We start from the raw sequence: 13870 nt of genomic DNA, 5'->3' as shown, positions 1-13870 counted from the left end.
CGTTGAATCCGGGGACGACCCCGCCTGAAGAAGCGAGGTCATCATGTCCTGGATCATCCTGTTTTTTGCCGGGTTGTTCGAAGTCGGCTGGGCTGTCGGCCTGAAATACACCGACGGTTTCAGCAAGCCCCTGCCCACCGCACTGACCATTGCCGCCATGGCCATCAGCCTTGGCCTGCTGGGGATGGCGGTAAAGGAGCTGCCGCTGGGCACCGCCTACGCCGTATGGACCGGGGTGGGTGCCGTGGGTACGGTGATCGCCGGGATTATCCTGTTTGGGGAATCCATGGCGCTGTTTCGGTTGGCCAGCGTGGCGTTGATCATCTGCGGGCTTATTGGCCTCAAGATCTCCACCTAGGCCACTACCGCCATCGGGGGCAAGCCCCCTCCCACTTTTGATTTGTGAACGCATTCAAATGTGGGAGGGGGCTTGCCCCCGATGAGGCCAGTACATCCAGCACAGAACTACCTGACACTCCCACGCAGAACACCGACCACAGCCTGCAACTGCGCAGGTGTCGCCTCCTCTACACGAACAGGCTCACCTGCCACCAAGACCACCCGCGACCAGATCCGATGGAACAACCCCTTATCCGGATCGCGACTGAAAAAACTCCCCCACAGCCCCTGCAACGCCATCGGAATCACCGGCACCGGCGTCTCTTCCAGAATCCGCGTCACGCCGCCGCGAAACTCATTCATCTCGCCATCGCCGGTCAACTTGCCTTCCGGGAAGATGCACACCAGCTCACCGTCCTTCAAGTATTTGGCGATCCGCGTGAAGGCCTTTTCGTAGATCTGGATGTCTTCGTGACGCCCCGCAATCGGAATCGCCCCGGCGGTGCGGAAGACGAAGTTGAGCACCGGCAAGCGGTAGATCTTGTAGTACATGACAAAACGAATCGGCCGACGCACTGCGCCGCCAATCAGCAGCGCATCGACAAACGACACATGGTTGCAAACGAGCAAGGCCGCGCCTTCATCCGGAATCTGCTCCAGGTTGCGGTGCTCGACGCGGTACATGGAATGGCTGAGCAGCCAGATCATGAAGCGCATGGTGAACTCGGGCACGATCCTGAAGATGTAGGTATTGACCGCAATGTTGAGCAGCGACACCACCAGGAACAACTCGGGGATCGACAGCTTGGCCACGCTCAGCAGCAGGATCGACACAATCGCCGAGACCACCATGAACAGCGCATTGAGGATGTTGTTGGCGGCGATCACGCGCGCACGCTGATTCTCGGCGGTGCGCGACTGGATCAGCGCGTACAGCGGCACGATGTAAAAGCCACCAAACACGCCCAGGCCGAGGATATCGAACAACACCCACCAGGCTTGGCCGTAGCCGAGCACCGCAAGCCAGTCGTTGGGCTGGACATTCTGCGCGAAGCCGCCGGAATGCCACCACAGCAGCAGGCCGAACACCGTCAGGCCGAACGAGCCGAACGGTACCAGGCCGATTTCCACCTTACGCCCGGACAGCTTTTCACAGAGCATCGAACCAAGGGCGATCCCCACCGAGAACACGGTGAGGATCAGGGTGACCACGGTTTCGTCGCCATACAGCCATTCCTTTGCGTAGGCCGGAATCTGCGTCAGGTAGATCGCGCCGACGAACCAGAACCATGAATTGCCGACGATCGAGCGCGACACCGCCGGGGTCTGTCCCAGGCCCATGCGCAGCGTGGCCCAGGACTGGGTGAAGATGTTCCAGTCCAGGCGCAATTGCGGCGTAGAAGCCGCCGCCCGTGGAATGCTGCGGCTGGCGAGGTACCCCAACAGCGCCACGCCGACAATCGCCACGGCCACCACCGGCGCGTAATGGGTGGACGACATCATGATGCCCGCGCCGATGGTGCCGGCGAGGATTGCCAGGAACGTGCCCATTTCCACCAGGCCGTTGCCGCCGACCAGCTCATCGTCGTGCAGCGCCTGGGGCATGATCGAATATTTCACCGGGCCGAACAGCGCCGAGTGGGTGCCCATGGCGAACAGCGCCAGCAGCATCAATTCCAGGTGATCGAACAGAAAGCCGGTGGCCCCCACCGCCATGATCACGATCTCACCAAGCTTGATCGCGCGGATCAACGCGTCCTTGTTGAATTTCTCGCCAAACTGCCCGGCCAGCGCCGAGAACAGGAAGAACGGCAGGATGAACAGCAAGGCGCACAGGTTGACCCAGATGGAACGGTCACCGTCGAGGGTGAGCTTGTAGAGAATCGCCAGGATCAGCGATTGCTTGAAGATGTTGTCGTTGAAGGCACCCAGGAGCTGGGTGATGAAAAACGGCAGGAAACGCCGCGTGCGCAGCAAGGTGAATTGTGAGGGGTGGCTCATCGTCCGTGTTCCTGCGTGGCCTGTTATTGATCAGGCCACGACTTTACCTAATCCGGCTTACTTATTCGCTAGCCCTGCAATGCAAGGTGAAACAAAAAGCTCGCCTTTATAGGCACCCTGCACCGTGCGCGTGGCCACGATCAGCCACATCAGCGCCAGGGCCACCACCAGCCCACTGCCCAATACGCTGAAGAACCCCAGGTGCAGCAGGCTTGCAAGCTTGAGCGTGGCCAGCGCGTACACCCCCAGTGGGAAGGTAAAGCCCCACCAGCCCAAGTTGAACGGGATACCGGCGCGCAGGTAACGCAGGGTGATCAACACCGCCAGCAACATCCACCACAAGCCGAAACCCCACAGGGTGATGCCCGCCACCAGGCCGAGCCCGTTGGCCATCTCGCCGACACCCGGCAGGCCATTGGCGGCAAAGATCGCAGGCGCATCGCCGCCGAGCAACAACATGCCCAGGGCACCGGTGCCGATGGGCCCCAGCGCCAGCCAGCTCGAGGCCGCCATGTTGGCGTGGGGCAGTTTGTGCAGGGCCATGCGCAGCATCAGGATGGTCAGGATGCTGAAGGCCACCGGCAGGGAGAACGCCCAGAGTACGTAGCTGGTCACCAGCATCACCAGTTGCCCATGGGCATCCGCCAGGTGCGGCGCCAGCAGGCCCCCGCTCGCGGCGGCGACTTCAGCGGCCACCACCGGCAGCAGCCACACCGCGGTCATCTGGTCGATGCTGTGCTCCTGGCGGGTGAACATCATGAACGGAATCAACACGCCGCAGGCCAACGCCATGGCCACGTCCAGCCACCACAGGGCTTCGGCCAGGGGGATCACAGCGTTGCCCCAGCGTGGCAGGCCAAACAGCAGCAAACCATTCAGTAGAGTCGCCAGGCCCATGGGGATGGTGCCGAAAAACATCGAGACGGTGGAGTGCCCGAAAATCCGCCGCGCCTCGTGGAAAAACATCACCCAGCGTGCGGCATACAGCGCGCTGAACAGGATGAACAGGCCGATGGTAAACATCCACAGCCCTTCGGCGACGGCATGCACGCCGGGCAGTGCCACCGGCAGTTGCGCCAGGGCCAGCGCCAGCACGCCGGTGCCCATGGTCGCGGCAAACCAGTTGGGGGTGAACTGACGAATCACTTCCCGGGGACGGGCCAGGTGACTGAAGGGTTTATAGCTGATGGGAGTCAGGCAGGTCATGATGGCAATCCTCTTCCTCGCATGAGGTTGAAGCCATCATAGAAGCGGATCGAATATCTATATAACGGGTAATATCTCTATATGTTATCTGTTATGCAGATATAGCGAGCGCTGCAAGCGCATTCCGGCCAAAGCGCCCAGGGCCAGCAGAATCAGGAGTGCGCCGTACGCATCGGTGGTAGCGATCAAACCAAACTCCCGGCTCAAGTTACCCGCCAGCAGCGCCGGCAAGCAGAACGCCAGGTAACTCAACACGTAGAACGCCGACATCAACCCTGCGCGCTCATGGGGCAATGCCAACCCGACGATACTGCGCACACTGCCCATGAACCCGCCGCCAAAACCCAGGCCGGCCACCACACTGGCGACAAAGAACAACCACAGGCTGGCGCTTTGCACAGCCGTCAGCAACAGTGCCACGCCCGCCGCCAGCAACATCGCAGACAGGCGCATGACCTTATCCGCCGGGTGCTCGCGCAGGCTGTAGATCATCACTGCGCCACTCAAGGTAATTACGGCCACCAGTCCGCCGCCGATCAGGTGCGAAGTCGAACCCGTTGCTGCTCGCACCAGCGACGGCGCCAGGGATGAATAGAAACCACCCAGCGCCCATACCGCCACATTCAACGGCATCGCCAAGCCCAGGGCCCGGCGCGCCTGCTTCGGCACGTGCAGGGTCGGCGCCAGGGATTTCAAGGCACCCGGTATGCGGCTGACGGTTTCCGACAAGCGCCACACATACAGCGCCTGAAGCACCATCAATCCGAGCAGGGTGAAGTAGATCAACTGGGTCGGCCAGGGCGCATATTCCACCAGCAAACCGCTGCCCAAACCGCCACTGGCCATCCCCAGCATCGGCGCGAGGCTATTGAGCATCGGCCCGCGCAGGCGGTCGGTGTCGAGCAGCGTTGCGCTCAACACTGCCGTCGCCGTACCCGTGGCAAAGCCTTGCAGCCCCCGCGCGGCAATCAGGCAGGCGGCGCTGTCGGCGTTGATAAACAGCAGCATCGCCACGATATTCAGGACCAGCGCGACGAAAATCACCGGCTTGCGCCCGATGTAATCCGACAGCGATCCCACGGTCAGCAGCGCCGCCAGCAGACTCACGGCATACACGCCGAAGATCAGCGTCAGCATCGCTGCCGAGAAATGCAGGTTGTCCTGATACACCTGGTACAACGGCGTCGGCGCGCTGGAGGCGGCGAGAAAGGTCAGTACGGTGATCACCAGAAATGTCAGGCTGGACCGTTGAGACGGGTTGCTGGGCATAGGCACGCTCCGCTAAAGCTAATATTTTGCTTTTGTGGAGTGTGCTACCCGTCGGCGCTTAAAGCAAATTCTTTGTGTTAAGGTTTTACCCATGGCGATCAAAGAAGGCCTTCGCCCGGGGGGCCGTAGTGCCCGGGTACAAGAATCCGTGCATTCGGCCGTCCGCGAACTGCTGGAAACCCATGAGCGCGCCAGCGTCACCGTGCCGATGATTGCGACACGCGCGGGCGTCACGCCCTCGACCATCTACCGGCGCTGGGGTGACCTCTCTGCGCTGCTGGCCGACGTGGCCCTGGCGCGCATGCGCCCGGACAGCGAGCCGGCCACCACCGGCAGCCTGCGCGGCGACCTGCAAGCCTGGGCGGAACAATATCTGGATGAAATGAGTTCGGAGCCTGGGCGCAACATGATGCGCGACGTGCAGTGCAGCGTGACGCCGGGGTATTGCGTGAGCATTCTGAGCGGGCAGTTGCAGGTGATCGTTGACCGTTACCCGGACCAGCCAGCCCCCAGTGTGGATCGTTTGATCAATCTGCTCGCGGCACCCACGGTGTTTCGAATTCTGTTTTCGACCCAGCCGCTGGCGGTTGAAGAGCTGCATACGCTGATCGACTTGGCGCTGAAAACCTAAAGCCTTATACAAAACCAAATGTGGGAGGGGGCTTGCCCCCGATAGCGTTGGGTCAGTCAGTACAAGGCTGGCTGACAGACCGCTATCGGGAGCAAGCCCCCTCCCACATTTTCTTACCGCGTATCGTCAGTGGTTACGTACGCATCCCACGCCCGCTTACCAGCAACCGCGCACAACCGATATACAAGACGATGGTAGCGACAACCATGAACGTGATCGCCACGCTGATCTTGATATCCGACACGCCCAGGATGCCGTAGCGGAAAGCGTTGACCATGTGCAGCACCGGGTTGGCCAGGGACACGGTCTGCCAGAACGGCGGCAGCAACGTGATGGAGTAGAACACCCCGCCCAGGTAGGTCAGCGGCGTCAGCACGAAGGTCGGAATGATCGAAATATCATCGAAGTTGCGCGCAAACACCGCGTTGATAAACCCCAGCAGCGAGAAGATCGTCGCCGTGAGCACCACGACCAGAATGGTGACCCCCAGGTGATGCACTTGCAGGTGGGTGAAGAACAACGACAGCAGGGTCACGATCACACCCACCATCAAGCCACGCAGCACGCCGCCCAAGGTGTAGCCGATCAGGATGGTGTGCGGCGACACCGGTGACACCATCAGCTCTTCGATGGAGCGCTGAAACTTGCTGCCAAAGAAACTCGACACCACGTTGCCGTAGGAGTTGGTGATCACCGACATCATGATCAGGCCCGGCACGATGTACTCCATATAGGTGAAGCCACCCATGTCACCGATCTGCCGGCCGATCAGGTTACCGAAGATCACGAAGTACAGGACCATGGTGATCGCCGGCGGCAGCAAGGTCTGCGGCCAGATCCGGGTAAAGCGCTTCACTTCGCGGTAGACGATGGTCTGCAGCGCGACGAGGTTGGGTTGCAGTTCGGAACTCATACCGCCACCTTCGCCAGATTTTTCTCCACCAGGGACACGAACAACTCCTCAAGGCGATTAGTTTTGTTACGCAGGCTCAACACTTCGATGTTCTGGGCCGCCAGTTGGCTGAACAGCGCCGTAATGCCCATGGCTTTGTCCACCTGCACTTCCAGCGTGTGGCTGTCCACCAGGCGGCTCGGGTAGCCCAACAATTGCGGCGGTGCCGACAGGTTGTTTTTCAGGTCGAGCAGGAAGGTTTCCACATGGAGCTGGCCCAGCAGGTTACGCATGCTGGTGTTCTCGACAATCGTGCCGTGGTCGATGATGCCGATGTTGCGGCACAACTGCTCGGCCTCTTCCAGATAGTGGGTCGTGAGGATGATGGTGATGCCCTTCTCGTTCAGCTCGGTGAGAAAGGTCCACATCGAACGACGCAACTCGATGTCCACGCCAGCGGTGGGCTCGTCGAGGATCAGCAGGCGCGGTTCATGCACCAGTGCGCGGGCGATCATCAAGCGCCGCTTCATGCCGCCGGACAACGAGCGCGAAGGCACATCGCGCTTGTCCCACAGGCCCAGTTGGGTCAGGTACTGCTCGGCGCGTTCCTTGGCGATTTTCGGCGGGATGCCGTAGTAACCGGCCTGGGTCACGACAATGTCGAAGGTCTTTTCGAACTGGTTGAAGTTGAATTCCTGAGGCACCACGCCGATGGAACGCTTGAGCGCCGCCGGGGATTTGTCCAGGTCATGGCCGAAGATATTCACCGTGCCGCTGGTCTTGTTGACCAGGGTCGAGAGGATACCGATGGTGGTGGATTTGCCGGCACCGTTGGGGCCGAGCAAGGCGAAGAAATCACCTTCGGCGACGTCCAGATCGATACCACTCAGGGCCTGGAAACCGTTGCCGTAGGTTTTGGTTAGCTGCCGGATGGACAGAGCGGAACTCATATCGGATTACGCACCAAGGAAAAGAATAGAAACAATAGATGAGGGCACAGCGCAGGTAGTTCAACCTGCGATGTGTTCCAGCATGGTGCGTGCCCGCGCCGCACAAGTACAGTCACCCTTGTTAATAGTGTGTATCAGGTCAACGCGGTCATCACTGCCTTGCGGTAGGCCGGACGTAGCTTCAGGCGCTGGTACCACGCCTCCAGGTTGGGCATTGCCGGGCGTTCGATGGGCATCTCGAACCAGGCATAAATGAAGCAGCCCAGGGGAATATCACCGATGCCGAAGGCTTTGCCGGAAAGGTAAGGTTGCTCGGCAAGGGCCTGGTCGACCGTTTTGAGTGCATCGATGCAGGCTTGGCGCCCGGCATTGATGCTGTCCCAGTTTTGTTTTTCCGGCGGTGTGCGCACGATGCCCCAGAACACGGCCTTGAAGGGATCGGCGAGCGTGGACGTGGTCCAGTCCATCCACTTTTCGGCGCTGGCCCGGATTTGCAGGTCACTTGGGTAAAAGTCCGACGCGTGCTTGGCGCACAAGTAACGCACGATGGTGTTGGATTCCCACAGTACAAAGTCGCCGTCTTCGATCATCGGCACCCGGCCATTGGGGTTCAAGGCCCGGTATTGCGGCGTGTCGACCACACCAAAAGCGCCGCCCGCATCAATCGCCTCATAGTCCAGGCCGAGTTCCTCGGCGCACCAGAGTGCCTTCCTGACATTTGATGAGTTTTTACGACCCCAGATTTTCAGCATGACCGCGCCTTATCGTTGGTGAACATGGCTTGATGAACGTTGCAGCATACGCCGGTTCACATGCGCCTTGAATCACTCTGCCCGCCGCCCGGCAAGCCTGGGTGTTCAAGGTGCAGGGGTTGCAACGCACCGCCTCATGCACGTCGCCGTCGAGATTGACTGCCTGGTCATATAAATCCGCGCGGGTTCCGCGATGTTTCCCGGCGAACTCCACCCCTGCAAGGTGGTCACTATCGATGAAGCGGCTGGGACTCAGGTATCCCCAGTACAACTTGTAACACCCTGATCACCCCGCTTGGCCGGACGCCGTCTAAGCTCCCTGGTGGTTTCGCCCCTGGTTTCACGGAGGATTGAATATGCTGTTGTTGTGGATACTGGTTCTGGTGGTCGGCATTGCCTACCTGGCACACCGCCGCACCGCGCCCCTGCCCGCCCTGGGTGTGGTCGCCGTTTACCTGTTGGCGATGGGCGCATGGAGCCATGCACCGGGTTGGCTGCTGCTGATTTTCTGGGTGCTGATCGCGATCGTGGCCGTACCCCTGCTGCTGCCCGACCTGCGCCGCCAATACTTTACCAAGCCGTTGTTCAGCTGGTTCCAGAAAGTCCTGCCGCCGATGTCCGAAACCGAGCGCGATGCTATCGACGCGGGCACGGTGTGGTGGGATGGCGAACTGTTCAGCGGGCGCCCTGACTGGGACAAATTGCTGGCCTACCCCAAGGTGCAATTGACCGAGGAAGAACAGGCCTTCATCGACGGCCCCACCGAAGAACTCTGCGCCATGGTCAGTGATTGGGAAATCGGCCAGGCCATGGACCTGCCCCCCGCTGCCTGGGAGCACATCAAGACCCATGGTTTCTTCGCCCTGATCATTCCCAAGGAATACGGCGGCAAGGGCTTCTCAGCCTATGCCCACTCCCAGGTCGCGATGAAACTGGCCACCCGCAGCGGCGACCTGGCTTCCACCGTCATGGTGCCCAACTCCCTGGGCCCTGCCGAATTGCTGTTGCACTACGGCACCGACGAGCAACGCAACCATTACCTGCCCCGCCTGGCGCGTGGCGACGATATTCCGTGTTTCGCCCTGACCGGCCCGCTGGCCGGCTCCGATGCCGGTGCCATGCCCGACACCGGCGTCATCTGCAAAGGCGAGTGGCAAGGCAAGGAAACCCTCGGCCTGCGCCTGAACTGGGAAAAGCGCTACATCACCCTCGGTCCGGTCGCGACCTTGCTCGGCCTGGCGTTCAAGGCCCATGACCCGGACCATCTGCTGGGCGAGGAAGAAGACCTGGGCATCAGCCTCGCACTGATTCCTACCGACACCCCCGGCGTCGAAATCGGCCGCCGCCACCTGCCCCTGGGCGCTGCCTTCATGAATGGCCCCAACTCGGGCAAAGACGTCTTCATTCCGCTCGAATTCCTCATCGGCGGCCAGGAGATGCTCGGCAAGGGCTGGATGATGCTGATGAACTGCCTGTCCGTGGGCCGTTCCATCTCCCTGCCTGCGGTGGGCACCGGCGCCGCCAAGTTCACCAGCCTGGTGACCGGCCAATACGCCCAAGTACGTGAACAGTTCAACGTGCCGCTGTCGGCCTTCGAAGGTATCCAGGAAGCCCTGGCGCGCATCGGCGGCAACGCCTGGCTGATGGACAGCGCCCGCATGCTCACCGCCAATGCCGTGGACATGGGCGAAAAGCCCTCGGTGCTGTCGGCGATCCTCAAGTACCACCTCACCGAACGCGGCCGCGAGTGCATCAGCCACGCCATGGACGTGCATGGAGGCAAGGGCATCATCATGGGCCCGAACAACTACCTGGGCCGTAGCTGGCAAGGGGCGCCGATCTTCATCACCGTGGAAGGCGCGAATATCCTTTCGCGTAACCTGATGATCTTCGGCCAGGGTGCGATTCGCTGCCATCCGTTCGTGCTCAAGGAAATGGCCCTGGCCGGTCGTGAAGACCATGACCAGGCATTGAAGGAGTTCGATGGGCTGTTGATGCAACACATCGGATTCGCCGTGAGCAACGCCGCCAGTACCTTGGTATTGAACCTGGGCATCGGTCACTTCGAAAAAGCCCCAGGCAACCGTTTGAGCCAGGGTTATTTCCGCGCACTCAACCGTCAGGCCGCCGCGTTCGCCCTGCTCGCAGACCTGAGCATGATGCTGCTGGGCGGCGAATTGAAACGCCGTGAACGGCTGTCGGCGCGCCTGGGTGATGTGCTGAGCCACATGTACCTGGCGTCGGCGGCGCTCAAGCGTTACCACGACCTGGATTCGCCGGATCACCTGGAACCGCTGTTCGCTTGGGCCATGGAAGAAAGCCTTGGCCAGTCCGAGCGCGCACTGGATGAATTGCTGAGCAACTTCCCGAATAAAATCCTCGGCTGCCTGCTGCGGGTGATCGTGTTCCCGTTCGGACGCCGGCATACCGGGCCGTCCGATGCCCTGGATGCCGAGGTTGCCGCGGTGATCGGCCGTGCCAAGGGCGACCCGACCCTGGAAGAGCTGCTGGCTGGCTGCTATCGCCCACAATCGGCGCAAGACCCGGTGGGCGCACTGCAACATGCATATAACCTGCTCGGTGCCAGCCATCCGCTGCAGAAAAAACTGCACGCCGCGCTCAAGAGCGGGCAAGTCAAACCGACTGCCGGCGAGCATGCCATCGACGCCGCGCTGCACGCTGGCGTGCTGCAACCCGCCGAAGCGCAAACCCTGCGTGACGCCGAAGCGGCTCGCCGCAAGGTGATCGACGTGGATGATTTCAGCAAGGAAGAGCTGCTGCAGGCTGAGGGTAAAGTCCGCTGATACCAGCGGTCATATAAAAACGGGCGCGAGAGGCCTATACTCTCGCGCCCGTTTTTGCTTTAGAGGACTTATCTCGTGTCCAACGTCGTTGCCGATCATCTCGTCTTGCTCGACCACCTGCGTAGCATCCTGGTTGCCGTCGGCGAAGCCGAACAGGTACCCGAGGAAAGCCATTTGTTGTTTCTGGAACGTTTCGACGAACTGCGCGCCCTGCTGCCCATCGATCCGATCGAAAGCCAATACCTTGGCCAAGACATGATGAGCCAGGTCATCCTGCGCTATCCGCAAATCGCCCACCTGGTACCGCGCGACCTGCTGTGGTTCTTTGGCGGCGATTGCCTGCACTTCATGCCCGACGAAGAACTGGACCTGTACCAGGCCCTGGAAGAGCGTCGCCATGAAGCCGAGTTGAACGACGAACCGTTCGACTGGAACCAGGAAAAGCAGCTGCTGGCCATGCCGGACGACCAGAGCAAGCACTGACTTGCAGAACACCCAATCCAAATGTGGGAGGGGCGGTGCGACGATTCGACTTGCCCCCGATAGCAGTGTGTCAGTCAGCTTACCTATCACTGATCCGCCGCCATCGGGGGCAAGCCCCCTCCCACATTTTTAACGGCGGCGCAGTGTCGGCTCCTTCGCCATGCACTCCACCAGATAATCAATAAACACCCGCAACTTCGGCGGCAAGTATCGCGTCGGTGAGTGCAGCAACCACGCTTCGCCATGATACGACGCAATAAAATCCCACCCCGGCAATACCTGCACCAACTGCCCCGCCTCCAAGGCATGTCGCGCCGTGAAATACGGCAAGCTGCCAATCCCCACATGCTGCAACACCGCATCCAGCCGCACGCCCGTGTGGTTCGCCGCATATCGCCCGCGTACACCGACCGTCACCGCCTTGCCGGCCTGGCGGAACTTCCAGCGTGAGTCCCCTGGGGTTTCACCCAGGTAGATGCAGCTGTGCTCCAGCAGATCATGGGGGTGACTGGGCGTGCCATGCTCGGCCAGGTACTGCGGCGTTGCACACAGCAAATGTTCAATCGGCAATAGCTGCCGCCCGATCAGACCGGGTGGCGGGCTGTCGGTGATGCGGATGCTCAGGTCGACATTGTCATCGATCAAATCCACATGCCGATCCTCAAGGATCAGTTGCACATCCACCTTGGGATAGCGCCGCAGAAATTCCGGCATATGCGGATGCACCACAAACCGCCCCACCGCCTTGGGCACGCTGACTCGCACCAGGCCTTCGGCTTCATGGGTAAATTGCCCGCTGATTTCCATCACCGAGCGCGCCGCGTTGACCATCTCCTGGCACCGCTTGAACACCTCTTCGCCGCCCTCGCTAAGGCGCAGCTTGCGCGTGGTGCGCTGCAACAACCGGGTTGCCAAGGCCTGTTCCAGGCGCGAAATGCTGCGGCTCACCGCCGAAGGTGAAACGCTCAGCTGCCGCGCCGCCTCGGAGAAGCTGCCGGTTTCCACCACTTTGACGAAAATCGCCATTTCACCCAGCAGCGGCAAAGGAAGATTGATGCTCATGACGCACAGGTCCATTGATATTTGCATGGATTATCACCTATCAGCGCAGTATTTATACTGCCCGCAGAACCTGAATGCGGATGTAGACGACCATGACCCAGCGCCTGTTTTTCACCCACGATCACCTGACTGCCGAATTGGAAGTGCTCAGTTGCACCCCGCACGCTGAGCAATTCGCCGTTGTTGTGCAGTCGACAATTTTCCATCCCCAGGGCGGCGGCCAGCCATTCGACACCGGGTGGCTCGGCGACAGCCAGGTGCTGCGCGTCATGCAGGAAGCCGAGCATGTGGTGCACTACGTCAATCAAGCTGTGGAACCCGGCCCGATCACTGCACGGGTCGATGCACAACGCCGCGCGCTGCACAGCCGCCTTCACTCAGCGGGGCATTTGATTGGCAATGCCGGCGAACGCCTGGGCTGGATGCCGATCAAGGCTCACCATTGGCCGGGGGAAGGCAAGATCACCTTTATCCGTGGCGAAACCGCACAAACCATGGACGCCGAGGCGCTCCAACAGCAAGTCAATCAATGGATCGCCGCTGACTACTCACGGCAGATGACCCTGGATGAAGGCACACGCGAAGTCGGCTTCGGCGAACTGCCGGCTTACGCCTGTGGCGGCACCCATGTGCAGGCTCTGGGGGAAGTGGGCCACGTGACGATACTGGCCGTGTCGGAGAAGAAAGGCGCATTGTCGGTGCGCTACGAAATCAACTGACACTCACAAATGTGGGACGGTTCTACACCCCGATGGCGGTGTATCAGTGACAGACAAGCTGACAGACACACTGCTATCGGGGCATGGGTATCTACACAACTTTGGCACGGCCCTGAACCTGTGACGGCTCAAGAGCCGAAGCCTCTCTAACTGATGCCCCGCGACCTAAATGTGGGAGGGGGCTTGCCCCCGATGGCGGCCTGACAGCCGACCAGGATGCTGGATCAGGGCGAGTACATATCCGTTGCTGCGGTAACGGCGGCTTAGGGTTCCGCCCTTACGGCGTCTCACTTTTGAAAAGCGCAAAAGTAAGCAAAACGCTCTTGCCCCACCACTCGGCACCTCGCCTAGGCTCGGTGTGCCCGTAATCCGACAGTGATTTGGGGGGCCGCCGCCACGCGCCATCCATGGCGCGGGGCGGCTAAACCGGCATCCCTGCCGGTTTACCCCCCAATCCCCTATGCACGGGTGATCCACAGCAAGACCATGGAGATCGACGGGCAGGTAGCGTGGGTGGGTACCAGCAACTGGTTGGGCGGCTACCTGGATAATTCGCGCAATCTGGAAGTAGTGATGCGCAGTGAAGCGATGGCCAAGCGCGTAGGGCAATTGCATGAGCAATTGTGGGACGGCCCCTACGCTAGAGCCTTGAACGTGACGGATGAGTACCCCGCGCCTCATCCTGGCGAGCATTGACCTGGGGCATCTGGGTAATGGTAGTGTGTAGAAATGTTTCTGCCTTATCGGTCAGAAACACCCCTA

At 60.7% G+C, this 13870-nt stretch carries 12 protein-coding genes and 2 pseudogenes; 6 read left to right on the top strand and 8 right to left on the bottom strand.

The genetic code is table 11. The features are described 5' to 3' along the window. The first annotated feature begins 43 nt into the window (after positions 1-43). Positions 44-358, top strand: a complete 315-nt coding sequence (gene sugE / locus C4J93_RS09365; RefSeq protein ID WP_124362026.1) for a quaternary ammonium compound efflux SMR transporter SugE — start codon at positions 44-46, stop codon at positions 356-358. 107 nt (positions 359-465) lie between these two features. On the opposite strand, the gene C4J93_RS09360 is transcribed toward sugE, so the two are convergent. The 3 genes from C4J93_RS09360 to C4J93_RS09350 form a co-directional block, all read right to left on the bottom strand. After that, positions 466-2340 (bottom strand): MFS transporter, encoded by a 1875-nt coding sequence (locus C4J93_RS09360; protein ID WP_124429165.1) that lies wholly within the window; start codon positions 2338-2340, stop codon positions 466-468. Between the two features lie 57 nt (positions 2341-2397). After that, positions 2398-3546: a TDT family transporter gene (locus tag C4J93_RS09355; protein WP_124429164.1), complete on the bottom strand. Its 1149-nt coding sequence runs from the start codon at positions 3544-3546 to the stop codon at positions 2398-2400. Between the two features lie 84 nt (positions 3547-3630). Next, positions 3631-4815: an MFS transporter gene (locus C4J93_RS09350; protein WP_124429163.1), complete on the bottom strand. Its 1185-nt coding sequence runs from the start codon at positions 4813-4815 to the stop codon at positions 3631-3633. 91 nt (positions 4816-4906) lie between these two features. Between C4J93_RS09350 and C4J93_RS09345 the strand changes: the two genes are divergently transcribed. Then, the gene (locus C4J93_RS09345; RefSeq protein ID WP_124429162.1) at positions 4907-5446 is read left to right on the top strand and encodes a TetR/AcrR family transcriptional regulator; all 540 of its coding nucleotides are present in this window, start codon (positions 4907-4909) and stop codon (positions 5444-5446) included. A gap of 133 nt (positions 5447-5579) precedes the next feature. On the opposite strand, the gene C4J93_RS09340 is transcribed toward C4J93_RS09345, so the two are convergent. The 4 genes and pseudogenes from C4J93_RS09340 to C4J93_RS27355 all read right to left on the bottom strand — a co-directional run. After that, complete coding sequence (locus C4J93_RS09340; protein ID WP_124370200.1) at positions 5580-6359, bottom strand: ABC transporter permease; 780 nt, start codon at positions 6357-6359, stop codon at positions 5580-5582. Further along, positions 6356-7288: an ABC transporter ATP-binding protein gene (locus tag C4J93_RS09335; protein WP_124366461.1), complete on the bottom strand. Its 933-nt coding sequence runs from the start codon at positions 7286-7288 to the stop codon at positions 6356-6358. The genes C4J93_RS09340 and C4J93_RS09335 overlap by 4 nt, the downstream gene beginning before the upstream one ends. A 134-nt stretch (positions 7289-7422) precedes the next feature. Then, positions 7423-8040 carry a glutathione S-transferase family protein gene (locus tag C4J93_RS09330; RefSeq protein WP_124403585.1) on the bottom strand — a complete coding sequence of 206 codons (618 nt, stop codon included), beginning with the start codon at positions 8038-8040 and terminating at the stop codon, positions 7423-7425. Positions 8041-8148: 108 nt separating this feature from the next. Beyond that, a pseudogene (locus C4J93_RS27355) lies at positions 8149-8311 on the bottom strand (cysteine protease); the annotation flags it as partial. Positions 8312-8396: 85 nt separating this feature from the next. On the opposite strand from C4J93_RS27355, the gene C4J93_RS09320 reads away from it, so the two are divergent. Continuing rightward, a complete protein-coding gene (locus C4J93_RS09320) occupies positions 8397-10844 on the top strand; it encodes an acyl-CoA dehydrogenase (protein WP_124429161.1) in 2448 nt (815 codons plus the stop codon). 75 nt (positions 10845-10919) lie between these two features. Next, on the top strand, positions 10920-11327 hold the full coding sequence (locus C4J93_RS09315) for a PA2817 family protein (protein ID WP_124362017.1): 408 nt from the start codon (positions 10920-10922) through the stop codon (positions 11325-11327). 129 nt (positions 11328-11456) lie between these two features. Here the strand turns inward: C4J93_RS09315 and C4J93_RS09310 are convergent, their stop codons facing one another. Next, on the bottom strand, positions 11457-12389 hold the full coding sequence (locus tag C4J93_RS09310; protein WP_124429160.1) for a LysR family transcriptional regulator: 933 nt from the start codon (positions 12387-12389) through the stop codon (positions 11457-11459). Positions 12390-12481: 92 nt separating this feature from the next. Between C4J93_RS09310 and C4J93_RS09305 the strand changes: the two genes are divergently transcribed. Then, entirely contained in the window at positions 12482-13108 is a 627-nt protein-coding gene (locus C4J93_RS09305; protein WP_124429159.1) for an alanyl-tRNA editing protein, read from the top strand. A gap of 453 nt (positions 13109-13561) precedes the next feature. After that, a pseudogene (locus C4J93_RS09300) lies at positions 13562-13804 on the top strand (phospholipase D-like domain-containing protein); the annotation flags it as partial. Positions 13805-13870 lie beyond the last annotated feature (66 nt).

It is taken from the genome of Pseudomonas sp. R2-37-08W (assembly GCF_003851705.1).
Taxonomy (GTDB): Bacteria; Pseudomonadota; Gammaproteobacteria; order Pseudomonadales; family Pseudomonadaceae; genus Aquipseudomonas.
Note: the sequence above shows the minus strand (reverse complement) of the source record. Positions and strands in the feature narration are given on the sequence as shown.